General features: G+C 39.3%; 24 protein-coding genes. 17 read left to right on the forward strand and 7 right to left on the reverse strand.

Features of this window, described 5'->3' with window-relative positions; all coding sequences use genetic code 11:
* Positions 1–105: 105 nt before the first annotated feature.
* The 11 genes from LNM86_RS02835 (at position 106) to LNM86_RS02885 (ending at position 9,589) form a co-directional block, all read left to right on the forward strand.
* Entirely contained in the window at positions 106–2,331 is a 2,226-nt protein-coding gene (locus tag LNM86_RS02835) for a RelA/SpoT family protein (protein ID WP_241438355.1), read from the forward strand.
* 16 nt (positions 2,332–2,347) lie between these two features.
* A complete protein-coding gene (gene pyrE / locus LNM86_RS02840; protein ID WP_241438891.1) occupies positions 2,348–2,926 on the forward strand; it encodes an orotate phosphoribosyltransferase in 579 nt (192 codons plus the stop codon).
* Positions 2,927–3,018: 92 nt separating this feature from the next.
* The gene (locus LNM86_RS02845; RefSeq protein ID WP_241438892.1) at positions 3,019–3,615 is read left to right on the forward strand and encodes a DUF2062 domain-containing protein; all 597 of its coding nucleotides are present in this window, start codon (positions 3,019–3,021) and stop codon (positions 3,613–3,615) included.
* Positions 3,615–4,016 (forward strand): holo-ACP synthase, encoded by a 402-nt coding sequence (acpS, locus tag LNM86_RS02850; protein ID WP_241438356.1) that lies wholly within the window; start codon positions 3,615–3,617, stop codon positions 4,014–4,016. Before LNM86_RS02845 ends, acpS begins: the two co-directional genes overlap by 1 nt.
* Positions 4,017–4,098: 82 nt before the next feature.
* Entirely contained in the window at positions 4,099–4,911 is an 813-nt protein-coding gene (gene lepB / locus LNM86_RS02855; RefSeq protein WP_241438357.1) for a signal peptidase I, read from the forward strand.
* Entirely contained in the window at positions 4,892–5,599 is a 708-nt protein-coding gene (gene rnc / locus LNM86_RS02860; RefSeq protein WP_241438358.1) for a ribonuclease III, read from the forward strand. The genes lepB and rnc overlap by 20 nt, the downstream gene beginning before the upstream one ends.
* Positions 5,592–6,497 carry a GTPase Era gene (gene era, locus LNM86_RS02865; RefSeq protein WP_241438359.1) on the forward strand — a complete coding sequence of 302 codons (906 nt, stop codon included), beginning with the start codon at positions 5,592–5,594 and terminating at the stop codon, positions 6,495–6,497. Before rnc ends, era begins: the two co-directional genes overlap by 8 nt.
* A gap of 1 nt (position 6,498) precedes the next feature.
* On the forward strand, positions 6,499–7,245 hold the full coding sequence (gene recO, locus LNM86_RS02870; protein ID WP_241438360.1) for a DNA repair protein RecO: 747 nt from the start codon (positions 6,499–6,501) through the stop codon (positions 7,243–7,245).
* A gap of 21 nt (positions 7,246–7,266) precedes the next feature.
* Entirely contained in the window at positions 7,267–8,118 is an 852-nt protein-coding gene (gene panC, locus LNM86_RS02875; protein ID WP_241438361.1) for a pantoate--beta-alanine ligase, read from the forward strand.
* 10 nt (positions 8,119–8,128) lie between these two features.
* Entirely contained in the window at positions 8,129–8,944 is an 816-nt protein-coding gene (gene panB / locus LNM86_RS02880) for a 3-methyl-2-oxobutanoate hydroxymethyltransferase (RefSeq protein WP_241438362.1), read from the forward strand.
* A gap of 381 nt (positions 8,945–9,325) precedes the next feature.
* On the forward strand, positions 9,326–9,589 hold the full coding sequence (locus tag LNM86_RS02885; protein WP_241438363.1) for a hypothetical protein: 264 nt from the start codon (positions 9,326–9,328) through the stop codon (positions 9,587–9,589).
* Positions 9,590–9,627: 38 nt separating this feature from the next.
* Here the strand turns inward: LNM86_RS02885 and LNM86_RS02890 are convergent, their stop codons facing one another.
* Together LNM86_RS02890 and ygfZ are read right to left on the reverse strand one after the other, a co-directional pair.
* Positions 9,628–10,248 (reverse strand): YfbR-like 5'-deoxynucleotidase, encoded by a 621-nt coding sequence (locus tag LNM86_RS02890; RefSeq protein ID WP_241438364.1) that lies wholly within the window; start codon positions 10,246–10,248, stop codon positions 9,628–9,630.
* The gene (gene ygfZ / locus LNM86_RS02895) at positions 10,248–11,114 is read right to left on the reverse strand and encodes a CAF17-like 4Fe-4S cluster assembly/insertion protein YgfZ (protein WP_241438365.1); all 867 of its coding nucleotides are present in this window, start codon (positions 11,112–11,114) and stop codon (positions 10,248–10,250) included. Before ygfZ ends, LNM86_RS02890 begins: the two co-directional genes overlap by 1 nt.
* A gap of 64 nt (positions 11,115–11,178) precedes the next feature.
* Between ygfZ and LNM86_RS02900 the strand changes: the two genes are divergently transcribed.
* Positions 11,179–12,507, forward strand: a complete 1,329-nt coding sequence (locus LNM86_RS02900) for a dihydroorotase (RefSeq protein ID WP_241438366.1) — start codon at positions 11,179–11,181, stop codon at positions 12,505–12,507.
* 170 nt (positions 12,508–12,677) lie between these two features.
* Here LNM86_RS02900 and LNM86_RS02905 read toward each other — a convergent pair whose 3' ends face one another.
* On the reverse strand, positions 12,678–13,094 hold the full coding sequence (locus LNM86_RS02905) for a TIGR02301 family protein (RefSeq protein ID WP_241438367.1): 417 nt from the start codon (positions 13,092–13,094) through the stop codon (positions 12,678–12,680).
* Between the two features lie 510 nt (positions 13,095–13,604).
* Here LNM86_RS02905 and cysS point away from each other — a divergent pair.
* The 5 genes from cysS (at position 13,605) to pssA (ending at position 19,476) form a co-directional block, all read left to right on the forward strand.
* Positions 13,605–15,113, forward strand: a complete 1,509-nt coding sequence (cysS, locus tag LNM86_RS02910) for a cysteine--tRNA ligase (RefSeq protein WP_241438893.1) — start codon at positions 13,605–13,607, stop codon at positions 15,111–15,113.
* A 42-nt stretch (positions 15,114–15,155) separates the two neighbouring features.
* The gene (locus LNM86_RS02915) at positions 15,156–15,827 is read left to right on the forward strand and encodes a DUF421 domain-containing protein (protein ID WP_241438368.1); all 672 of its coding nucleotides are present in this window, start codon (positions 15,156–15,158) and stop codon (positions 15,825–15,827) included.
* A gap of 111 nt (positions 15,828–15,938) precedes the next feature.
* Positions 15,939–17,816, forward strand: a complete 1,878-nt coding sequence (locus LNM86_RS02920; protein ID WP_241438369.1) for an ABCB family ABC transporter ATP-binding protein/permease — start codon at positions 15,939–15,941, stop codon at positions 17,814–17,816.
* 113 nt (positions 17,817–17,929) lie between these two features.
* The gene (locus tag LNM86_RS02925) at positions 17,930–18,628 is read left to right on the forward strand and encodes a phosphatidylserine decarboxylase (protein WP_241438370.1); all 699 of its coding nucleotides are present in this window, start codon (positions 17,930–17,932) and stop codon (positions 18,626–18,628) included.
* Positions 18,629–18,636: 8 nt separating this feature from the next.
* Entirely contained in the window at positions 18,637–19,476 is an 840-nt protein-coding gene (pssA, locus tag LNM86_RS02930) for a CDP-diacylglycerol--serine O-phosphatidyltransferase (RefSeq protein WP_241438371.1), read from the forward strand.
* An 80-nt stretch (positions 19,477–19,556) separates the two neighbouring features.
* Here the strand turns inward: pssA and LNM86_RS02935 are convergent, their stop codons facing one another.
* From LNM86_RS02935 to radA, 4 genes are all read right to left on the reverse strand, one after another.
* Positions 19,557–20,306: an SDR family NAD(P)-dependent oxidoreductase gene (locus LNM86_RS02935; RefSeq protein ID WP_241438372.1), complete on the reverse strand. Its 750-nt coding sequence runs from the start codon at positions 20,304–20,306 to the stop codon at positions 19,557–19,559.
* A 2-nt stretch (positions 20,307–20,308) separates the two neighbouring features.
* Positions 20,309–21,802 carry an amidophosphoribosyltransferase gene (gene purF / locus LNM86_RS02940; protein WP_241438373.1) on the reverse strand — a complete coding sequence of 498 codons (1,494 nt, stop codon included), beginning with the start codon at positions 21,800–21,802 and terminating at the stop codon, positions 20,309–20,311.
* A 91-nt stretch (positions 21,803–21,893) separates the two neighbouring features.
* Positions 21,894–22,475, reverse strand: a complete 582-nt coding sequence (locus LNM86_RS02945; protein WP_241438374.1) for a CvpA family protein — start codon at positions 22,473–22,475, stop codon at positions 21,894–21,896.
* A gap of 141 nt (positions 22,476–22,616) precedes the next feature.
* A complete protein-coding gene (gene radA, locus LNM86_RS02950) occupies positions 22,617–23,993 on the reverse strand; it encodes a DNA repair protein RadA (RefSeq protein ID WP_241438375.1) in 1,377 nt (458 codons plus the stop codon).
* Between the last annotated feature and the right edge of the window lie 2 nt (positions 23,994–23,995).

Raw genomic sequence — 23,995 nt, forward strand, 5'->3', positions numbered from 1 at the left:
TATAGGTTATTATGGAGTAACGGTCGTTTTTTCTCTTGTACTTTTGACTGGATATATTCATGTTCAGTAAGGATTGAATTGTAAAGAGATAAAGGATGTGCTCGTATGATGCGTCAGTGTGAGCTTGTTGGGCGTGTTCAACGTTACAAGTCTGACGTGGATGAGGTTTTGTTAAAGAAAGCTTATGATTATGCAATGCAAAAGCATGGTCATCAAAAGCGTGCTTCGGGTGATCTTTATTTTTCTCATCCTTTAGAAGTTGCCGCTATTTTGACAGATATGCGGTTGGATGAAGCAACAATTGCCGTTGCTCTTTTGCATGATACAATTGAAGATACAAGTGCGACACGAGCAGAAATTGATCAACTTTTTGGCTCTGAAATTGGTAAGTTGGTTGAAGGGCTTACAAAACTTAATAAACTTGATCTTGTCTCGAAAAAGGCCGTACAGGCAGAGAATCTTCGTAAACTTCTTATTGCTATTTCTGATGATGTTCGTGTTCTTTTAGTCAAACTTGCAGATCGTCTTCATAATATGCGCACCCTTGGTGTTATGCGTGATGAGAAGCGTCGGCGAATTGCCGAGGAGACGATGGATATTTATGCGCCGCTTGCAGGTCGTATGGGGATGCAAGATATGCGCGAGGAGCTAGAAGATCTTTCTTTCTTTTATTTAAATCCAGAAGGTTATCGTACGATAACCAATCGACTTTCTGAATTATCAAAGCGCAATCGTGATTTGCTTTCTAGGATTGAAAACGAGTTGGCAAAACTTTTTTTCGAGTATGGTATTAAAGCCGATGTTAAAAGCCGTCAGAAAAAATCTTATTCCGTTTTTCGCAAAATGGAAAGTAAAGCATTATCTTTTGAACAATTATCAGATATTTTTGGATTTCGAGTGATTGTTGAAACAGTAAATGATTGTTATCGCGCTCTTGGTGTTATCCATACGACGTGGCCAATGGTGCCTGGTCGTTTTAAAGATTATATTTCTATCCCCAAGCAAAATGATTATCGTTCCATTCATACAACGATTGTGGGTCCTTCGAGGCAACGTGTAGAACTGCAGATTAGAACTGCTGCTATGGATGAAGTTGCTGAGTACGGTGTTGCAGCACATTCTATTTATAAAGAGCAAGGTTCTCATTATTCAGCTTCAAGGTTATCAAATGAAACAAATGCGTATGCATGGTTGCGTCAAACGATTCAGTCTTTGTCAGATGGGGATAATCCAGAAGAGTTTTTAGAGCACACAAAGCTTGAGCTTTTTCAAGATCAAGTTTTTTGTTTTACTCCGAAAGGCCGATTGATTGCTTTTCCAAAAGGTGCTACTCCGATTGATTTTGCTTACGCCGTTCATACAGACATTGGTAATTCTTGTGTGGGAGTCAAAATCAATGGTCGTATTATGCCTTTAATGACCAAATTGAAAAATGGTGATGAGGTTGATATTATACGTTCACAAGCACAAATTCCACCAGCAGCATGGGAGTTTCTTGTTGTAACAGGAAAAGCACGTTCAGCTATTCGCCGAGCAACCCGCGCAGCGGTACGTAAGCAATATTCAGGTTTGGGATACCGTATACTTGAGCGTTCGTTTGAACATATGGGAAAACAATTTTCAAAAGATGTTCTGAAACAAGTTTTGCCTCGTTTGGCACGCAAAGATGTCGAAGATGTATTGGCTGCAGTTGGGCGTGGAGAATTACTTTCTGCTGATGTGGTTAAAGCAATTTATCCTGATTATCAAGATCACCGTGTTGTACAAAAGTCATCTTTTAGGCCAGGGGAAGAAGGTTGGTTTAACATTGAAAATGCTCAAGGGATGATTTTTAAAGTTCCAGAAAATGAAAAGGATGCAACTGCGGAGCAACACCAGTCTAAAGCATTACCTATTCGAGGAACCCGTGGAGATATTCCTGTCCGTTTTTCTCCTGAAGGAGCAGTGCCAGGAGACCGGATTGTTGGCATTATGCAGCCAGGGTCGGGGATTGTTATTTATCCGATACAGTCTTCGGCTTTGATGGCGTATGATGATCAACCAGAGCGGTGGATTGATGTCCGCTGGGATATTGATGCTCAAATGAATGAACGTTTTCCTGCTCGCGTGAATATTTTAGCTGTTAATAGTCCAGGTTCTTTGGCTGAAATTACCCAAGTGATTTCCGCTCATGATGCTAACATCCAAAATTTATCTTTGATCCACAAAGCACCAGATTTCACAGAAATTATGATTGATTTGGAAGTTTGGGATTTAAAACATTTGAATCGTATTTTTTCTCAGTTAAAAGAAGCCGGTTCAGTGAGTGCAGTGCGGCGCGTTCATGGATAAGAAGCGAGGTTTTGCAATGGATACACAAGAGGTCATTGATATATTTAAACAAGCAGATGCTATTTTGGAAGGGCATTTCATTTTAACATCAGGTCGTCATAGTGCTACTTATATGCAAAAGGCGAAAGTCTTTATGCATGCTGATTTGACAGAGAAGTTATGTCGTGGTTTGGCTGAAAAAATCAAAAAATTGATTAAAGAAAAGATAGATTATGTGGTTGGTCCTGCAATTGGTGGTCTTATTCCTTCTTACGAAACATCACGTCACCTTGGTGTACCTTCTCTTTGGGTAGAACGCGTAAATGGTGTCTTTGAATTGCGTCGTTTTGAAATTAAGAAGGGTGCACGCGTTGTGATTGTTGAAGATATTGTTACAACAGGTCTTTCCATTCGTGAAACGGTTGAGGCTCTGGTAGCAGCAGGAGCAGATGTATTGGCGAGTGCATGTATCCTTGATCGTTCTGCTGGTAAGGTTGATGTTGGAGTTCCATTGATTGCACTTGCTGAATATGAGATAGCATCTTATGCGAGTGATGCACTTCCTGCTGAACTCGCTGTGCTGCCAGCCATTAAGCCAGGAAGTAGAAATATTTAATTGCCTTTCACTTTTTTTGTGCAAAGGCCTGAAGGAGTGAATTTGCAACATATGGGTTATTTTCTTGTCACAAGATGTGTATTGGGAATGATATGCTTTTTCGTCGTAGAGAACCAATAGATTTTGTAAAGCGTATTCGACTTTGGTTATGGCCGCGTCGTTCATTCTCTCGTTCATTTTGTTATATACGCAAACGTATTTTGCGTATATCAGCAACACCGCATAAAGTTGCGTTGGGGTTTTCTATTGGCATTTTTTTAGCTTGTTCACCTCTGTTTGGGATGCATATTATTTTGGCAATATTTTTTTCTTGGATTTTGCGTGGAAACTTTGCGGCAGCAATTATTGGAACGGTTTTTTCTAATCCACTTACATTTTTATTGATTGTCATGGCCGACTATAAGATAGGTTATTTCTGTTTATCACTTTTTAGCGATGTAAACGAGATTTCTCTTTCTCAAATTCGCCTTTTGTTTAATGATTTAACACTCTCAAATGTCCCTTTGCTTTTTAAGGGCGCTTGGAATTCCATTATGAGGCCAATGATTATAGGTGGTACTCTTTTAGGTATTCTTTTGGGTGCTCTCTCTTACATAGGTGTTTATAGAGCAATTGCCCGCTTTCAACAAAGGCGATATCAAAAGCTTATGAAAAAGCACTTGTATCAAAAGAATTCGAGTAATATTTGATGATTATTGGACTTGGAAATGATCTCATTGATATCAGACGTATTGACAGAATGTTGATTCGTTATGGTGATCGTTTCATTCAACGTATTTTTACTGATATTGAACAGAAAAAGTCTGAAAATCTTCAAAAGAGATCTTCTTCTTATGCCAAAAGATTTGCCGCTAAAGAAGCATGTGCTAAGGCTCTAGGGACAGGAATTGCTTGTGGTGTAGGGTGGAAAGATATGGGAGTGATCAATTTGCCCTCCGGTAAACCGATTATGACACTTACAGATCGTGCACAAATGCAATTGCAAAAATTATTGCCTCCCGATTGCGAAGCTGTCATTCATCTGAGTATGACAGATGATTTTCCTTGGGCGCAGGCATTTATTATTATCGAAGCACTTCCACGTGGATAGAGATTGGTTGGAGATTGTGCTTTTGTTATTTGAATATTATGATAAAAAATGAATTATATCTGTGATGGGAAGGTAATCTGTAATGATGCAGAAAGAACAAATGTATAAAAAGAAAGAAAAAGGTGGAATTCTTGAATTTATTTGGGTTTTGATACAGGCTCTATTTTTAGCAGCGGTTATTCGTACACTTTTTTTCCAGCCTTTTAGTATTCCTTCTGGTTCAATGCGTCCTACTCTTCTTGTGGGTGATTATCTGTTTGTTTCTAAATATGCATATGGATATTCTCGTTTTTCTATCCCTTTTTCTCCCCCTCTTTTTTCGGGGCGTATTTGGGCATCTCAGCCTCAGCGTGGAGATGTTGTGGTTTTTCGCTTACCAAGTAATCCTAGTATTGATTATATAAAACGTATTGTTGGGTTACCGGGTGATCGTATACAAGTTCGTCAAAGTGTTCTTTATATTAATGATCAGGCTGTTTCGCGCCATTTCATGGGGAAGATAAATAATTCTGATATAACAGAGGTTAATTCCCCTGTTGACGTTTATCGTGAGACGATGCCGAATGGTGTGAGCTACGATACACTTGATTTAGCTTTCATTCCACAAGTTGATGATACGAAAGTCTTCGAAGTTCCACAGGGGCATTATTTTATGATGGGGGATAACCGCGATAATTCAGACGATAGTCGTCTGGATGTAGGCTATGTTCCAGAAGAGAATCTTATTGGACGCGCAAGTGTGATTTTTTTCTCTATCAGCAATGGCTCAAGTGCTTGGCAAATTTGGCGTTGGCCGTTTGATGTGCGTTGGAGTCGTTTATTTTCTTTGATCAATACTGTTCATGATTTGCCACTTGTCAAGCAAGGAATCAACGATGAAGCGTCCAATCATTGATCAGCTTGAAAAGCTGACAGGGCATCGTTTTCAAGATGAAAAGAGGTTAAAAAGGGCATTAACCCATTCTAGTGTGCAAGATTCGGAACAGGGCAATTATGAAAGACTGGAATTTTTAGGTGATCGGGTTCTAGGGCTTTTGATTGCCGAAATGCTCTATCAGTTTTTTCCGCAGGCAAGCGAAGGGGAGTTATCTGTACGTTTAAACGGTTTGGTCAATGCGCAGACATGTGCCGATATTGCGCGAGAGATGGGTTTACCTGAAATGATTCATGTTGGTTTTGAAATGAAAAACTTTGAAGGACGCCGACTCATCAATATGCATGCTGATGTGATAGAAGCTTTAATAGCTGTGATGTATCTAGAAGGAGGATTGGAGAGCGTTCGCCCCTTTATCCAAAGATATTGGCAAAGTCGAGCAAAACAAATGGACGCAGGGCGACGTGATGCCAAGACACAATTACAGGAATGGGCGCACATGCAAGGGAATGCACAACCACATTATAGAGTTATAAAACGTTCTGGTCCAGATCATGATCCTGTTTTTATGGTAGAAGTAAGTATTTTGGGGTTTGCCCCAGAGATTGGGCAGGGCAACTCTAAACGCTATGCTGAAAGAATGGCAGCTGAAAAAATTTTACAACGGGAGGGTATATGGGGAAAAATGGGAAAAAATAATCATGGATGACGCTATGAAAACGCGTTCTGGTTTTGTTGTGCTTATTGGGATGCCGAATGCTGGAAAATCGACATTGGTTAATCAGTTAGTTGGAACGAAGGTTTCAATTGTAACACATAAGGTACAAACAACACGAACTTTAATCCGTGGTATTGTCATTCATGATAAGACGCAAATTGTATTAATTGACACACCAGGTGTTTTTCGTCCTCATAAGCGGTTAGAACGTGCAATGGTGTCTGCTGCGTGGGGGAGTGCTAAGAGTGCTGATATTCTTTTGGTTTTAATTGATGCACAAAATGGTCTTTCAGATGATGTTTATACGATGTTAGATATTGTCAAAACTATTAAACAGGATAAGATTCTCGTTCTGAATAAGGTTGATACAGTTGTTAAATCATCCCTTTTAGCGTTAACCACTAAAATTAATGAACATGTGCAGTTTGTGCAGACATTTATGATTTCGGCTCTTACTGGGTCTGGTTGCAAGGATTTGCTTCATGGGTTGAGTAACATGATGCAGGAGGGGCCATGGTATTATCCAGAAGATCAAATTTCAGATATGCCCATGCGTCATCTTGCTGCTGAAATTACCCGTGAAAAACTTTTTCTCCGCCTTCATGATGAGTTGCCTTATTCTTCAACAGTTGAAACAGAAAACTGGGAAGAGCGTCCAGATGGTTCCGTTAAAATTAACCAAGTGATTTATGTCGAGCGTGATAGTCAGAAAAAAATTGTTTTAGGAGCAAAAGGCGATACAATTAAAGCGATTGGTCAGGCAGCACGTAAGGAATTAATGGAAATTATGGATCAGAAGGTTCATCTTTTTCTCTTTGTGAAAGTGCGTAATAATTGGGATACTGATCCAGAGCGTTATCGTGAAATGGGGTTGGATTGTTTACAATAACATGAAATGGAAAGAACAAGCCATTATTCTTGCGACACGCCAATATGGTGAAACGAGTGTTATTCTTGAGATTATGACGCGTCAGCATGGCCGCTATATGGGAGTGGTAAAAGGGGGACGTTCGCGTCGCATGGCAGCTCTTCTTCAACCTGGGAATTTGGTTGAAGCTGAATGGTGGGCGCGTTTAGAGGAACATTTAGGACTTTTTAGGCTTGAAGCACTTGATCTATATGCGGCACGATTAATACTCTTACCAGAGGCGCTCTATGCTTTGCAGTTGATGGCGTTTCATTTGCGTCTTCTTCCTGAGCGTGATCCACATCCTGTATTATATGATCTGTTGCATCTTTTTATGCGCAATTTTGAGGAACCGTCTGTCATTGCAGAATTGCTTGTGCGTTTTGAAATGCGACTTCTTGAGGAATTGGGCTTTGGTCTTGATTTATCTCGTTGTGCAGCGACAGGGAGTTCAGAAAAGCTTTGTTATGTATCTCCAAAATCGGGACGAGCTGTCTGTGAAGAAGCGGGGCATCCTTGGAGAGAGAAGCTTTTACGTTTACCACAATTTCTGGTACAAAGGACTGTCCGTCCTGTTGATTTTAAAGATATAATAAATGGTTTTGTTCTAACAGGTTTCTTTTTAACACGTCATGTTTGGGAGCCACGGGATATAAAACAGCCCTCCGCCCGTACTCATTTGATAGAATTATTTGAACGTCGATTCCATAGGCAAAAATTAGTTTGTTAATTCGATAAAAATGAAGAGAATATGAAGATGCGAATCTTGAAAACAATTGCCGAGGTACGCCACTCTCTCAAAGAAGAGAGACGTTTAGGACGTTCTATTGGTTTTGTGCCAACCATGGGGGCATTGCATGAAGGGCACCTTGCATTGGTACAGCAAGCAAGGGCCATGTGTGAGAGCGTGGTAGTGTCTATTTTTGTCAATCCAAAGCAGTTTGGTCCCCATGAAGATTTTGATAAATATCCAAGAGATTTGAGAGGCGATTGCGCTTTGTTAAAGAACGCAGGTGTTGAGTATATTTTTGCACCCTCGGTAGAAGAAATGTGGCCCCAGGGCAATGATACAATTGTAGAGGTGAAAAAACTATCACGTATTTTGATGGGAAAATTGCGTCCAGGACATTTTTGCGGTGTGACCAGTGTTGTTGCTAAGCTTTTTAATATTGTTCAACCAGAGAAGGCTTTTTTTGGAGAAAAAGATTTTCAACAAATTTTGATTATTCGTCGTATGGTTGAAGATTTGGCTTTTCCTGTTGAAATTGTTGGAGTACCTATTTTACGCGAAGCAGATGGTGTGGCAAGCTCTTCACGTAATCAACTTTTAACATTAGAAGATCGCAAAGCGGCAAAAATTATTCCTGAAAGTGGTAAAGCCGCTAAAGAGCTTTATAACCAAGGGGAACGATCGGTTGTTAAGCTATGCAAAATTGTTCGCGATATTTTACAACAAGAATCCCGCGCGGTCATAGAATCAATAGATTTACGAGATATGGAAACTTTATCTGTAGTGAAGGAGATGTTAGAGAAACCTGCCGTTTTATTACTCACTGTCCGCTTTGGTGAGGTTAGGCTTATTGATCAATATATTTTGCAATGAAGGGCTTAAAATGAGTGTACAGAAAACCATAAAGCGAATGACCGCTTCTGAAATAAGAGCGAGAAAAGGAAAAGAACCAATTGTGTCTTTAGCGACTTATCAGGCTTATAGTGCACGGATTGCTGACCCATATTGTGATTTTCTTTTGGTTGGTGATAGTGTTGGTATGGTTGTACATGGGTTTGAAACAACCCTCCCTGTGAGTGTTGATATGATGATTTTGCATGGGCAGGCAGTTATGCGTGGCTCTCAAAAAGCTCTTGTTGTTGTGGATATGCCTTTTGGTTCTTATGAAGAAAGTCCACAACAAGCTTTTTCTAATGCCTCACGGATTGTTGCAGAAACAGGGTGTGGTGCAATTAAGCTTGAAGGGGGTATTTATATAGCAGAAACAATTGATTTTTTGTGTAAACGTGGCATTCCGGTTATGGGCCATATCGGTCTTACACCACAGGCTGTCAATCGTTTTGGTGGTTTTAAGACGCAAGGGCGTGATGAAAGCAATTGGCGGCAAATTGAAGAAGACGCGATAGCGATTGAAAAGGCAGGGGCTTTTGCTGTTGTTGTGGAAGCGGTTATCGAACCATTAGCAGTAAAGCTTACAGAGATGCTTTCTATCCCTACCATTGGCATTGGAGCATCTCGTCAATGTGATGGGCAAATATTGGTGATGGAAGATATGTTGGGCTATGGCACTTTTGTCCCTAAATTTGTACGCCGTTATGGTACTCTTGAACAAGCAATGGAGACCGCAATTAAGAATTATGCAGAGGATGTGACATCTCGTGCTTTTCCAGCGGATAAGGAAGTTTATAAACTTAAATAAAATCTTGGGTTCATACAAAAGCTTTACGGAAAAGAGTTTATTATTGAAACTTTGATAAAATTGATTGCGTATTCTCTCATAAGTCCTTTACGCGTATTCAATTTAAACTCTGATTTTTTGCTTGTTATGTATTAATATTATAAGAAACAAATCACTTTTTAAGTTTTCTAGACTCTTACTGATAGTATTTTGCAGAAAATCTTAGCATTTAATAACAGTCGCTTTTTTTGTTATAAAGAATCAACCAATTGATTTATAATGATAATTTATCGTTTTGCCTGTTGAATGAGACCCCCGAATATTGTAAGATTCTCTCGTCTCAAATCCCCTTATGTTGAATCAAGTGAAACGATGTTTCTGCACATCATAAGCGGGGTTGGTGTGTGGGGTGAAAACCGTTTAGAAAGGAGCAAAAATGCCTTTAATGAATCGTCTAAATACCAAGGGCTGTTGCAACATTGGGGGGCGGTAAAGAGTATAGATGGGGCCGGCTTATTACTTCATAAAGCTACAAGTTATTATAAAAGCAAAAATTTAGAATATCAGATATTTATGGGGCAATGGAGAGAAGGAAGAGATTTATTTTTTTGTGATTGTATTCAAGTTAGGAATAAGGAAAAGAAGTTTGCTCCATTCATTTTTTAAAATGGGAGCCATAAAAGAAGAATGATGCAAGGGGAATATTAGCATGATCTCTGAGTATCAAGGTTGCGAAAACGGATTAAAAAGTTGTTTTCAATTTGTTGTGTAGAGCATGGTTGCAAATTGAGGTCATCGGATAAAATATTATTTGGAGAGCCAAAATAGCGAAGAGCTTCTTCTCTATGAAATCCAGCAAGCGTGATAGCTTCGTAGAATGCCGCGATACGGTCAGCTTGTTTGATTTTTTTTAAAAGTTTTTGAGAAGGGTCGACAGGGAGAGAAAAGCGCATGTGGATAGCATCTTGTATACGTTTTTCGATGATTTCATATTGTTTTCCTATGACAGCTTTAAAGGGTGAAATCATGTCACCGATGACATATTCCGGTGCATCATGCAGAAGAGCGCACAAGCGTTCATCATTATGCGATTGCGGAAAAAGCTTCTGGAATATTTGTTCTACCAAAAGTGAATGTTGTGCAACAGAATAGGCATGGTCTCCTCGTGTTTGGCCATTCCAACGTGCAACGCGGGCAAGCCCATGGGCAATATCTTCAATTTCAACATCAAAAGGAGAAGGGTTTAGCAAATCAAGCCGTCGGCCAGAAAGCATTCTTTGCCAAGCCCGCGCTTGTCCCTGTCGTGATAATTCAGCTTTAGCCATTATTGTGTTTCCGTAGGATTTTCAGGAAAGGTAAAGTTCATATTTTCAGCAATGCTTACGGTGACGGGAACATTTCCTACTGTCAATGGAAGAGCTTTGTCCATAGCATCTTTGACGTGGTCAATACGCATTAAAGCGAGCGCTTCATTTGCAACACATGTTCCCAAAAAACCAAGGACTTTTGTTCCAGCTACAATGCTAGAACCTGCGGTTAATTCATGCTGGCTTTTGATGATGAGAACACGGCGACGTGCTGCGCGACGGTGATGCATCCGTGAAACAATTTCTTGCCCTATATAACAGCCTTTATCAAAGGCTAATCCACCAATTTGATCGTAGTTAATATCATGAGGAAAGACTTTTCCTATTTCATAGTCTTGATCGCTTTCAGCAATGGCATAACGGATACGCAATTGCTTCCAATTGTCATGGTCTTCGGGAGCAGAAAAGGGGCTTTCCCCATAGATTCGGATTACTTTTTCTTTTTGTGGAAATCGTTTATCCATAAAACTTGAATCAAAATCTAAAGTCTCTGATTCATTGTTCCAAAAAACTGTAATAAGTTCTTGTAATGGTTGTGTAATTTCCACTTTTTTATGAAGTCTATAGAGGAGCAGGCGTTTATAGAAGATATCAGCTAAAGAGGCAATGATATCAATAAAATAACCATCATTTCTTCTACCGATAAGAAAATCAGCAATAACTTTTCCTTGTGGTGATAAAAGAGCTCCAGGAAAAATTTCTTGTGCACCGATTTTTGTCATATCTGTCGTGATAAGAACTTGTAAAAAATCCGTTGCTTCTTCGCCAGTAACTTTAATAATTCTACGGTTTTTAAAGAGAATGGCATTTTGTTTTTCAATCATGGTTCTTGCCTTTCTACCCAAAGTTACATAATCGATAAAGAAAGGATATGTAAGGAGCTCAGCTATGTTTAAAACATTTGATACAATTTTTAAAGGTGCAACAGTTGTGAATCATGATGGCAGTAGTAAGCGCGATATTGGTATTACCAATGGTCGTATTGCTGAAATTGGTGATCTTACATGTGCCTCTGCTGGTGAAGTCATTGATTGTACAGGGCTCCATATTTTGCCAGGAATTATCGACAGTCAAGTTCATTTTCGCGAGCCGGGCAATGAACATAAGGAAGATTTAGAAAGTGGCTCCTATTCTGCGGTGTTGGGTGGGGTGACAGCGATATTTGAAATGCCTAATACCAATCCATTAACCACATCAGAAGCAGCATTATCCGATAAGATGAAACGTGGATTTCATAGGATGCATTGTGATTTTGCATTTTGGGTTGGAGGAACGCGTGAGAATGCACATCAATTGGCTGAGTTAGAGAAACTTCCTGGTGCTGCTGGGATTAAAGTCTTCATGGGGTCTTCTACCGGCGATCTTTTGGTAGATGATGATGAAAGTGTGCGTCTTATTTTGCAAAACACACGTCGTCGTGTGGCTTTTCATTCTGAAGATGAGGCAAGGCTTAGAGAGCGCAAAATGTTGCGTGTTGAAGGAGATGCATCATCACATCCGATTTGGCGTGATGAGATTGCAGCATTAAAATGTACCCAACGTTTAGTAAAAATTGCCCATGAAACAAAGTCACGTATCCATGTGTTGCACCTTTCTACAGCAGAAGAAATTGCGTTTTTGAAACATCATAAAGATGTGGCAACGATTGAAGTAACACAGCATCATTTGACTTTAACGGCAGATGATTACCAACGATTTGGGACATTGATTCAAATGAATCCACCAATTCGTGAGAGCCACCATCGTGAATCTCTTTGGTACGGTGTTCAGCAGGGTATCGTTGATGTGTTAGGTTCTGATCACGCTCCTCATACACTTGAAGAAAAGAGCAAGTCCTATCCTGCTTCACCTTCAGGGATGACAGGTGTGCAAACAACAGCAGCAATTATGCTAACCCATGTCAATGCAGGGAAGATATCTCTTGAACGTTTTGTTGATCTCACGTCGCATGGTCCTAGTCGCGTTTTTGGTATAAGCTGTAAAGGGCGCCTTGCTGTTGGATATGATGCGGACTTAACCATTGTTGATCTTAAACGGGAAGAAGTGCTTACAAATACATTGATTGGTTCGCGCGCAGGGTGGACACCTTATGATGGTAAAAAGGTTAAAGGTTGGCCTGTTGGGACTATTATTCGGGGTAGGCGTATTATGTGGGAAGGGGAAATTATTACACCTTCACAAGGTGAACCTATTAAATTTATGGAAGCTTTGGCATAAGCACACAAACTTAATGGATTTTGTAAAATAATCTTATTGGTGAAAAGATGCTTATGGTGATGTTATGATACAAAGGAAAAAGCACATTAAGGTGTTATTCTGCATTCTGCAAAATTAGCATAATTTATAGCAAAGTAAGCTTATTGACCTACTCATTTTTTAGATTATTATCAGTGGGATAGATCAAACTGAGGGGGTGATAACTTTTGTACAGGTTGATTGTTATAATAGGTGAGAAGACTTTCAGATAAAGCCCTTCCTTCCTGAATATATCTTTGATTTGCTATAATTGCTGATTGTGTACAATGATGATAATTTTCTGAGAAAGCACGATATGCTCCATTAAACGCTTGGTAAAAATAAGCGCGTCTTTGTGGTGCTGGCTGTTCTGCTTCAATGAGTGCACTCATATAGTTATACCATTGGTTTGTTGGAGTGCTGCAAAGATTTTGTAAATAGTGAAGGGACCCCAAAACTTCTGCTAGTCGCAATAGTTTTTCCTCATAGGGTGGTAATTGTTGTGTAAAGGTTGGAGTTGTAGCTAAAAAAAATATAAAAAAATGAATTTTTATCAATATGTTACGCATTTTTATTGCCCCTCTTTAATGAAACTTGGTAAATTGTAATCGCAGATGAAATGGCTTTGTGATAGAGCAGGTGTTAAAGGTTAAGACAAAAATGATCCGCATATTATTACCAGTAACGGATGCATTATAAAACTTAGGGCGCAAAAGAGGGTAAGGAAAGCGTTAGAGAGGGAATTTATTGAAGATTTTACAAAGTTTTATGTGATTAAAAACTTCAAACTTTCCGTATGCAAACTGTTGTTTGTATGAATTTATCGAGCGTCTTGCAGATTTCTTCTTGAGGCGCTTTTTCATCAAAGAAAAAATATGCTTTTTATAAGGAGAATACTTTTATCCAATCAAATAAAGTGAGTTTTTTTGTGAAAAACAATAAATACAGCTTAGGAATGGGGTAATTATTAAAAATTTTATATAAGAGAAAAGTTTTTCATTTAAAACTGCATAATGCAATGATTTGGAATAAAATTCATCTTGAAAAGCGGTGTGTAATATCGCTAACGGAGTGTAATGATGAGAGAATTGCGATTTTATAACACGCTTACACGTAAAAAAGAAATTTTTACACCAATAGATGCAACGAGAGTACGCCTTTATGTTTGTGGTCCAACGGTTTATGATTATGCGCATATAGGCAATGCACGCCCAGTCATTGTTTTTGATATGTTGTTCCGTTTATTGCGTCATATCTATGGTAAAGAGCACGTTATATACGCACGTAATATTACAGATGTAGATGATAAAATTAATGCACGAGCAGCTTGCGAATATCCAGAGTTAGCACTTAATGAGGCTATTCGTCGATTAACGGAGCAAACCTATTCTCAATTTCAACAAGACACGATAGCACTTGGTTGTTTGTTGCCAACTAGTCAACCCCGTGCAACGGATCATTTAGAAGAAATGCGCTGTTTGATTGAACGGTTGCTTGAAAAAGGGCATGCTTATATAGCGGAAAATCATATATTATTTTCTGTAAGCAGCGTAAAAAATCATCCTCATTATGGGGAATTTGCAAAGCGCTCTTTGGAAGAAATGAGGGCAGGGGCACGTGTTGATGTTGCTGCTTATAAAAGGGAGGAGATGGATTTTGTTTTATGGAAACCCTCTCTAGAGGGAGAACCAGGTTGGGCATCGCCGGCAGGAATTCCTGTTTTAGGTCGCCCAGGGTGGCATATTGAATGTTCAGCAATGTCAATGGCAAAACTTTTAAAACCCTATGGTGGTGGTTTAACTTGTGATAATCCAACAGCCAATATTTTTGATATTCATGGTGGTGGTATTGATTTGATTTTTCCTCATCATGAAAATGAGATTGCACAAAGTTGTTCAGCTTTTGGAACGGAGCGAATGGCTAATTTTTGGATGCATAATGGTTTTTTGCAGGTTGAAGGTCAAAAGATGTCTAAAAGCCTTGGCAATTTTATTACTATACGTTCTATTTTAGAGAATGATGTGTTTGAATTTAATGATATTTTAACAAAAGAAATGAAACAAAATTGGGCTGGTTTGTCCGCACGTTTTTCAATGTTACAAACACATTATCGAGAACCATTAAATTGGACAATGCAGCGTTTAGTGCATTCTAGTAGAGAACTGTATCGTTGGTATGAATTGCTGCGTCGTGAAAAAGGATGTGTAGAGAAGACGGAATTTCTTGATGACTCTTTGATAAACACATTAAGTGATGATCTTAATACCCCAAATGCATTTGCTCTTTTACGACAATTTTATAAAACCGGTAATGCTGTTGCTCTCGCAAATGCGATGCGTTTATTTGGGCTCTTGTGTCAAGAATGGGTTATGGATGCAGAGTGTCCATTATTTATGAAAAAAACACGTCTTGATTCGAAATTTATCGAACAGCGCATTGCCGAAAGGCTACAACTTATCCATAATAAAGAGTGGACAGCTGCGGATAGTATTCGTGATGAGCTTGCAGCAAGGGGGATTGTTTTAAGAGATGAAAAAGACCCACAAACTGGCGAGCGTATAACTGTATGGGATATACAACACTTATAAGTCGGGTACTCTAGCAGTTTCCATAACAAGGGAGACAGTTTGATGGAATTTTTATATCATTACGGTTATGTCACACTTAAGTTGGTTGTAGGACTTATCGCTTTCCTCTTGATTTTAAGAACAACAGGGCGTGGAAGTCTGAGTCAAATGACACCCGTTGATTTGGTAAGCAATTTTGTCATGGGGGGTATTCTTGGAGGCGTTGTTTATAATCCCAATATTACTACTATTCAATTGTTGCTTGTTTTATTCATTTGGCAAACTTTGATTGTATCTCTTAATTTTTTAGCACGTTATTCAGTTTTTTTTCGTCGTCTAATTACTGGACAAAAGACAGCATTGGTTTTAGATGGTGTCTTTCAAATAGATAAGATTAAAAAATTGAATATCAGTGTAAATAATTTGACTACAATGCTGCGAATTAAAGGTTGTAGTTTACATGAAGCTGCTTTTGTTCATTTAGAAACCAGTGGTGATTGTTCGGTCGTTAAAAAGGAAGAAGGGAAGAAGTCTGTCATTTTAGTAGAAAATGGTGAAATTATAGATGATGGACTTCAAGAGATTGGTAAATCAAAAACATGGCTTCAAGCAGAATTGAAAAAAAAGCGTGTAAAGCTTGAGACTTTATTTGTAGCAGAATGGTATGAGAATACAGATCAAAATAATAAACCTTATGGTGGATTATTTCTTGTCCCTTTTTCAAAAACAGTCTAACCTAGCCACCAATGCTTATGCTTACTAAAAGCGTATAAAGATGAGCTGTAAATGGCAAGAGGGGAGGCATTACCATGCTTGTTAAGTGGATGATAGAGAAATAAGAGTTTTATGAAACAGAATAAAATGACAAAAACCGTATCGTCAGATACAGGTCAGACTTTCCGCACACTTTATAATTTATGGCCTTATATGTGGCCAGCAGATCGGCGTGATCTAAAAACGCGTGTTTTATGGGCGATATTTTATCTTGTTTTAGCCAAGCTTATTCTCATATCTGTACCGTATTTCTTTAAATATGCTACAGATACTCTTGATGCAAGCACCTCTACGTGGGGATCGTCCAGTTATATTGTTCCTCTCATGCTTGTTTTGGCATATAATGTTGCACGGATTGTTCAAGCTGCATTAAATCAGTTGCGCGACTCTTTGTTTGCAACCGTTGGTCAACATGCCATCCGCCAGTTAGCCTATAAAACCTTTATACATATTCATGGATTGTCTTTGCGCTTTCATTTGGAAAAGCGAACGGGTGGGCTTTCTCGCGTCATTGAGCGTGGTACAAAAGGAATTGAAGCGATTGTTAGATTTTCAATTCTCAATACCGTACCAACGGTTTTAGAATTTATTTTGACAGCACTTGTCTTTTACATAGGTTATGGATGGCATTATCTGCTGATAGTTGTCATAATGGTTTGCCTTTATACTTGGTTTACAATTAAGGCGAGCGATTGGCGTATTCGTATTCGGCAAGAAATGAATATGGCAGATACTGAGGCCAATACACGTGCTGTTGATTCTCTTTTGAATTTTGAAACGGTCAAATATTTTTGCAATGAAACTCTGGAAGCACGTCGATTTGATTCTTCTATGGAAAATTACGAAAAAGCCGCTACAAAAATTTGGACATCATTGAGCTGGCTTAATTTTGGTCAGGCGCTCATTTTTGGTATTGGAATGGCTATTCTGATGGTGATGTCGGCTTATGAAGTTTTTCATGAGACACAAACTTTAGGAGATTTCGTTTTTATTAATGCGCTTTTAATACAGCTTTCTATTCCATTAAATTTTATTGGCTCAATTTATCGTGATGTTCGACAAGGATTAACGGATATTGAAGCCATGTTTGATCTTTTAGATGTTCAGCAGGAAATCGTTGATAAATCAGATGCAAAACCATTGACAGTGAGTTGCGGAGCTATTCGGTTTCATCAGGTAAAATTTTCCTATGATCAAACGCGCCAGATTCTCAAAGATATTGATTTTGAGGTTCCTGGAGGTAAAACAGTTGCAATTGTTGGTCCATCAGGTGCTGGTAAATCGACTATTTCTCGATTACTTTTTCGTTTTTATGATGTTGATTCAGGCTCCATTACAATTGATGGACAAGATATTCGTGATGTAACGCAAAAAAGTTTGCGTGAAGCTATTGGTATGGTACCGCAGGATACGGTATTATTTAATGATACAATTGCATATAATATTTACTATGGGCGTCCAACTGCTACAGAGGAAGAGATGCGCAAAGCGGCTGAAATGGCACAGATATCAAAATTTATCGAGATGCTTCCAGAAGGTTTTCAGTCTATGGTAGGTGAACGTGGGCTTAAGCTATCAGGAGGCGAAAAACAGCGTGTCGCTATTGCACGGACATTGTTGAAAGCTCCCCCCCTTCTTATTCTAGATGAAGCAACAGCGGCTCTTGATACGGCAACAGAACAGGAAATTCAACAAGCCCTAGATATCGTCAGCCGTGGGCGGACCACCTTAATCATTGCGCATCGTTTGTCTACTGTTATTAATGCTGATGAAATTTTGGTTCTTAAAAATGGACGTATTATTGAAAATGGTACGCATGCACAGCTCTTACATAAGAAAGGTCTCTATGCTTCAATGTGGAATAAGCAGCTTGAAGCATCGCAAGCTGAAGAAAAATTACGTAAAATTCGTGAAGAAGATGAGATAGGCGTTGTTAATCGTAAAAAATAAGCTATGTAAATGTGACCGATAACTTTATAGGGAATATACGTTAAATACACAAGAGGATAAGGAAAAACCAAGAGGTTTATGACTTATTGAAATGATTATGAATAGGAAATTATATGAGTGTTTTACAATCTATCCATAATGGTTTTGTGCCAATTCATAAAGAAGGTTACCCTTTCATTGTCATCTTTTTTGTTGTTTCGCTCATTCTTGGTTGTATATGGAGCCCGCTATTTTGGTGCGGTCTTGTTCTCACGGTGTGGTGTATATTTTTTTTCCGTGATCCAAATCGTGTCATTCCTTTAAATTCAAATTGGATTATCTCGCCTGCGGATGGGCGTGTCTCGTTTGCTGAACCGTGTATTCCACCTGAGGAATTGGGATTAGGCAAAGAAGAAATGATCAGAATTTCCGTATTTATGAATATTTTTTCGTGCCATATTAATCGCATTCCCATAAGTGGTACAATAGAATCTATAGTTTATCGTCCAGGACAGTTTGCCAATGCAGAGCTTGATAAGGCTAGTCAGTTTAATGAGCGCAATGGGATGGTTATTGATAGCAAACATGGTAAAATTGGTATGGTGCAAATAGCTGGAATGGTTGCTCGCCGGATTGTTTGCTGGTCAAAAGAAAATGATTCCGTCATTACCGGAGAGCGATTTGGATTGATTCGTTTTGGTTCTCGCCTTGATATTTATATCCCAAGAGAAGTAAACTTGCGTGTTGCAGTTGGTCAGACGGCAATTGCAGGAGAAACAGTTTTAGGTTCTTTTGATGATAAGAGTGCTACAACGGATTTCAGATTTGATTAGGATAAAAAATGAAAAACTTTTCGTTCTTTTCTTCATTTAATCCTGAAGGGCAGCATGATGATGGTGCCAATCGCTGGCGTTCACCTACACCAATGCGGTATGTCATTCCCAATGTTATCACTATTTTGGCGATTTGCGCAGGGATGAGCAGTGTTCGTTTGGCTTTCGAGCACCGTTATGAGGCTGCTATTTTAATGGTGCTTTTAGCAGCAATCTTAGATGGCGCTGATGGACGTATCGCTCGTTTGATGGATGGCAGTTCATCTTTTGGAGCACAGATGGATTCTCTTGCTGATGTCATTAATTTTGGTGTTGCACCTGCGCTTATTGTTTACTCCTTTGTTTTAGCTCAAGCACACCAAGTTGGTTGGGTAGCAGCACTTGTTTATTGTGTTGCTTGTTGTTTGCGGTTAGCGCGTTTTAATGTGATGTTAGATAATAAGGATACACCAAAATGGCAGGGCAATTATTTTGTTGGTGTTCCTGCACCAGCAGGAGCATTATTGCTTCTTTTGCCTATGTATCTAGGGGCTCTTGGTTTGATGCCGAGTTGGAGTTGGGCATTATTTTTTAGTCTTTATACTGTCATTATTGCTTTTCTGTTGGTTAGCCGTTTACCGGTGTGGAATGCAAAGACAATCGACCAAAATTTGAGGCGTGATATTGTTGTACCGTGCATGTTGGGCGTTGTGATTTATGTAGGTTTTCTTGCCACTTACACATGGCACACCTTACTCATTACAGCTGTTTGCTATATGATTTTTCTTCCCTGTAGTTTTGTGGCTTATCATAAACGCGCTCTTTTGGAAGAAAAAAAGAGTAGCACGAAAACTCTCCCCAAATCATAGAACTTTATATTGTTTGCAAAGAAAAGCAGCGATAGGACGAAGTTCAATTTAGATTTGTTATTTTTATTCTATGTCTATAGCTAATCAGGGACATGATAATCCATGAATCTATTTTTACGGACATTAAAAAGTTTTCCTGTTTCTTTTAAATGAGGTGAGGCTAAATGTATTATCTTTGTTGCAACTTCTTGTGGTGAAGGGAGTGTTTGAGGATCCTCACCAGGCATGGCTTGCGCACGCATGGCAGTGCGTGTTGCACCGGGATCAACACAGTTGATTTTGATAGGGGTTTGTTTGAGTTCTTCTGCCCAGCATCTTGCAATGATTTCTAAAGCAGCTTTAGAGGCAGCATAAGGCCCCCAGAAAGGGCGTGCAACATGAGCAACGCTTGAGGATAACAAAATTGCTCGTCCAGCATCAGATTTACGCAATAAAGGTTCTACAGCTTTCATTAAGCGCCATTGGCTGATAAGGTTTATCTGTAAAACATCTTCAAATACGATATTCTCAGTATGCGCTACAGGTGAGAGTGTTCCGAGGATTCCCGCATTAGCGATCATAATATCAAGCTTTTCCCAGCGTTTTGCAATTGAAACACTAAGAGTGTCAATATTTTCCATATGATGTAAGTCAAGTGGAACAAGTGTTACATGTGCGCCTGTTTCTCGAATTTTATTGTCAAGTTCAGTAAGCCCACTCATTGTTCGTGCAAGAGCGATAATATGAGCACCCCGTTTTGCAAGTTCTAATGCTAAATGGTAACCAATCCCCCTTGAAGCACCGGTAACAAGTGCAACACGACCAAAGAGACTAAAATCAAGTTTTGTCATCATTAATCTCTTGTTTTGAGAACAGATGATTGATGGATTTGAGGAATACTTTCTTGATCAACGAGCTGTGTAGGGTAATGCCCAGTAAAATAATGGTCAGTAAATTGTGGATCAGTATTATTTCGCCTTTCTCCTGCTACAGCAAGATAGAGACCATCAGTTGAGAGAAACTCTAATGAATCAGCACCAACAAAATTGCACATGGATTTTAAGTCTGGATATTGATTAGCCAACAAGCTTTCAACTTTAGGTGTATCAATGCCATAGAAATCGGGATAGAAAATCATAGGGCTAGAAATGCGCATATGCACTTCTTTTGCTCCTGCATCACGGAGCATTCGTACAATTTTGAGGGATGTTGTACCCCGTACAATGGAATCATCAACCAAAATAACACGTTTTCCTTGGATGACAGAACGATTTGCAGAATGCTTTAATTTTACTCCAAAAGCACGAATTTGTTGTGTTGGTTCAATAAATGTGCGACCAACATAGTGGTTACGAATAATACCAAGCTCAAAGGGAATGCCAATTTCTTGTGCATAACCAATTGCTGCGGGTGTTCCACCATCAGGAACGGGAACCACGACATCGCCTTCACAGGGTGCTTCTTGGGCTAAACGAATTCCCATATTTTTACGTACCGTGTAAACACTGCGTCCTCCAACAATTGAATCCGGACGCGCAAAATAAACATATTCAAAAAGGCAAAGTTTTTCTGGTTTCTGATTTTCTGGTTCTATAATTTTTTTAGTAATTTCCCCATTTTTCTGTATTTCACATATAATGATTTCCCCATTTTTGACATCGCGCACATATTTTGCTCCAATAATATCAAGAGCACAGGTTTCAGAACAAAAGATTGGTTTACCATCAAGTTCACCCATCACGAGAGGTCTAATTCCTGTTGGGTCACGTGCTGCAATAAGCTTTGTACGAGTGAGTGCCAACATGGCATATCCACCTTCTACTTGACGAATAGCATCAACAAAACGATCAGAGGACGATTCATAACGTGATCGCGCAATAAGATGAAGAAAAACTTCTGAATCTGATGTCGATTGGCAAATAGCACCCGAGGCAATGAGTTCACGGCGTAATGTTAGACCATTGGTGAGATTACCATTATGGGCAATAGCAATTCCTCCAGCTTTTAATTCAGCGAAAAGAGGTTGAACATTGCGTAATGCTATTTCTCCAGTTGTTGAATAACGGGTATGTCCGATAGCACGATTTCCTGGTAAACGAGCCAATGTTGCAGGATTTGTATAGTGATCACCGACAAGACCGAGATACTTCTCTTGATGAAACATTTTATGATGGTAAGAGACAATACCGGCTGCTTCTTGCCCACGATGCTGAAGTGCATGGAGGCCAAGAGCTGTTAATGTTGCTGCATCTTCATGACCAAGAATACCAAAAACCCCACATTCTTCATGAAGAGTATCGCCATCCAATGCAAAATCCTGATAGGAAACATCGTTTTTTTTCATCATATTCTTTCAGTTGTAATAGGGGGGATGATTATTCCATACTCCACAAGTTATTTATATCACATGTTATTTATAACTTTTCACCCATGAAAAATTATTTTCTATTTTGCTGAGTTTCTTTTTCATGAGGATGTTTATTCTGTATATTATCACTGTCTCTTTTAAAAAAATTTTCTGTTTTTTCGAGAACAGTATCGAGGTCTTGAGGAAGGACGTCCCAAATTTTTTGTCCCAATGAATCTAAGATGGGCTTTGTTTTCGCATCTTTTAACCAGTGAGCTTGGTTTTCGGGTTTAATAAGGGCATTAATAAGAAGCATACCAATAACCATAATAAATAAACCACGAAATGCCCCAAAAACAAAACCAATAGTGCGGTCAAGGATACCAATGCGACTATCAATAATAAAATCAGAGATTTTCATTGTAATAATTGAAGTAATAATAAGAACAATAATAAAAATTGTAACCAATGTTGTGATCAATGCAATCATTTTGTTAGAGAGATATTGCTCAAAAAAGGGCAAGAAAGGTTTAAATAAAAACAGTGTAGCAACAGCTGCGACTGCCCAAGAAACTAACGATAGCACCTCACGTGAAAACCCTCGGAGCATAGCGAGAAAAGCGGACAACAGGATGACGACTACGACAATTCCATCAAGGACTGTTATGATCATTTGTTTGTTCCTTATACATAGAGTTGTGTTCTTTTAGGTTCGTATAAAAATGCATTTCTAGTTATGCTATTTTTGTTCTTATAGCAGGGATATTTTATATTTTGTAGGATTTTTTCTCTCTTATCATATGTGCGGCGCAGATCATTTTTTACCTGTAGTAATAGCAGCAACCAGCACAGGAAGGTCAGAGAATGTTTTTTGTTGAAAATTGCACGCTTTCGTTGTTTCAGTTGTTGTAATAGGTTGAACAGCCCCTTGAAAGCCAAGTTTTTTGGCTTCATTGATGCGTTGTGCTGAATGTGCAACAGCGCGGATGGCTCCTGAAAGGCTGATTTCACCAAAATAGACATGATCAGTTGGAAGAGGAATATTTGCAAGTGAAGAGACCAAAGCGGCTGCGACAGCTAAATCAGCGGCTGGTTCGGATATGCGATATCCTCCTGCCACATTAAGATAGACATCATGTTGTCCAAAACGAACACCACAATAAGCCTCTAAAACAGCAAGAATCATTGAAAGACGATTGCCATCCCATCCTACAACAGCACGTCGTGGTGTTCCAAGTGAAGAAGGAGCCACAAGCGCTTGAATTTCTACGAGTATGGGACGCGTTCCCTCCATTCCTGCAAAGACAGCTGCACCTGGTGCTTTTTCATTTCGTTCGCCTAAAAAAAGTTCGGATGGATTTATGACTTCCCGTAATCCTTTATCAGACATTTCAAAAACACCAATTTCATCCGTTGGTCCAAAGCGATTTTTTACAGTTCTAAGGATTCGATAATGATGTCCCCCTTCACCTTCAAAATAGAGAACAGCATCAACCATATGTTCTACAACACGGGGACCGGCAATTTGCCCATCTTTTGTAACATGACCAACAAGAACAACAGCTGCTCCTGTTTTTTTTGCAAAGCGGATCATTGCTTGAGCACCAATACGCACTTGTGTGACTGTACCCGGTGCTGAATCCGCGGCATCTGACCATAAAGTTTGAATGGAATCGATAATAACCATATCGATATTTTTATGCTCCTTTAAGGTTGCAAGAATATCTTCAACATTTGTTTCAGCAGCAAGTTTTACCTCTGTATTTGCAGCTCCAAGTCTTTGAGCACGAAGGCATATTTGTGCAAGTGCTTCTTCTCCTGAAACATAGATGACATTATGTCCCTTGCGTGATAAAGCAGCCGCTGTTTGTGTCAGCAATGTTGATTTTCCAATACCTGGGTCTCCACCAACAAGCAATGCCGATCCACGAACAAATCCCCCACCTGTAACACGATCAAGCTCATCGATGCCAGAATGAATACGAGGAGCATCTTGAAGATCTCCAGAAAGAGACGTAAGGGCAACTATACGTCCTTTACGGATATTTTGCGTAGGGCCGCCACCAATACCACTATTTTCATTTTCTTCGATAAGGGAATTCCATTCGCCACAGGAATTACATTTCCCAGACCAGCGTGAATGAACAGTTCCACAATTTTGGCAAATAAATTGGAGACGGTGACGTGCCATGA

This window comes from Bartonella machadoae (genome assembly GCF_022559585.1).
Lineage (GTDB): Bacteria > Pseudomonadota > Alphaproteobacteria > Rhizobiales > Rhizobiaceae > Bartonella > Bartonella machadoae.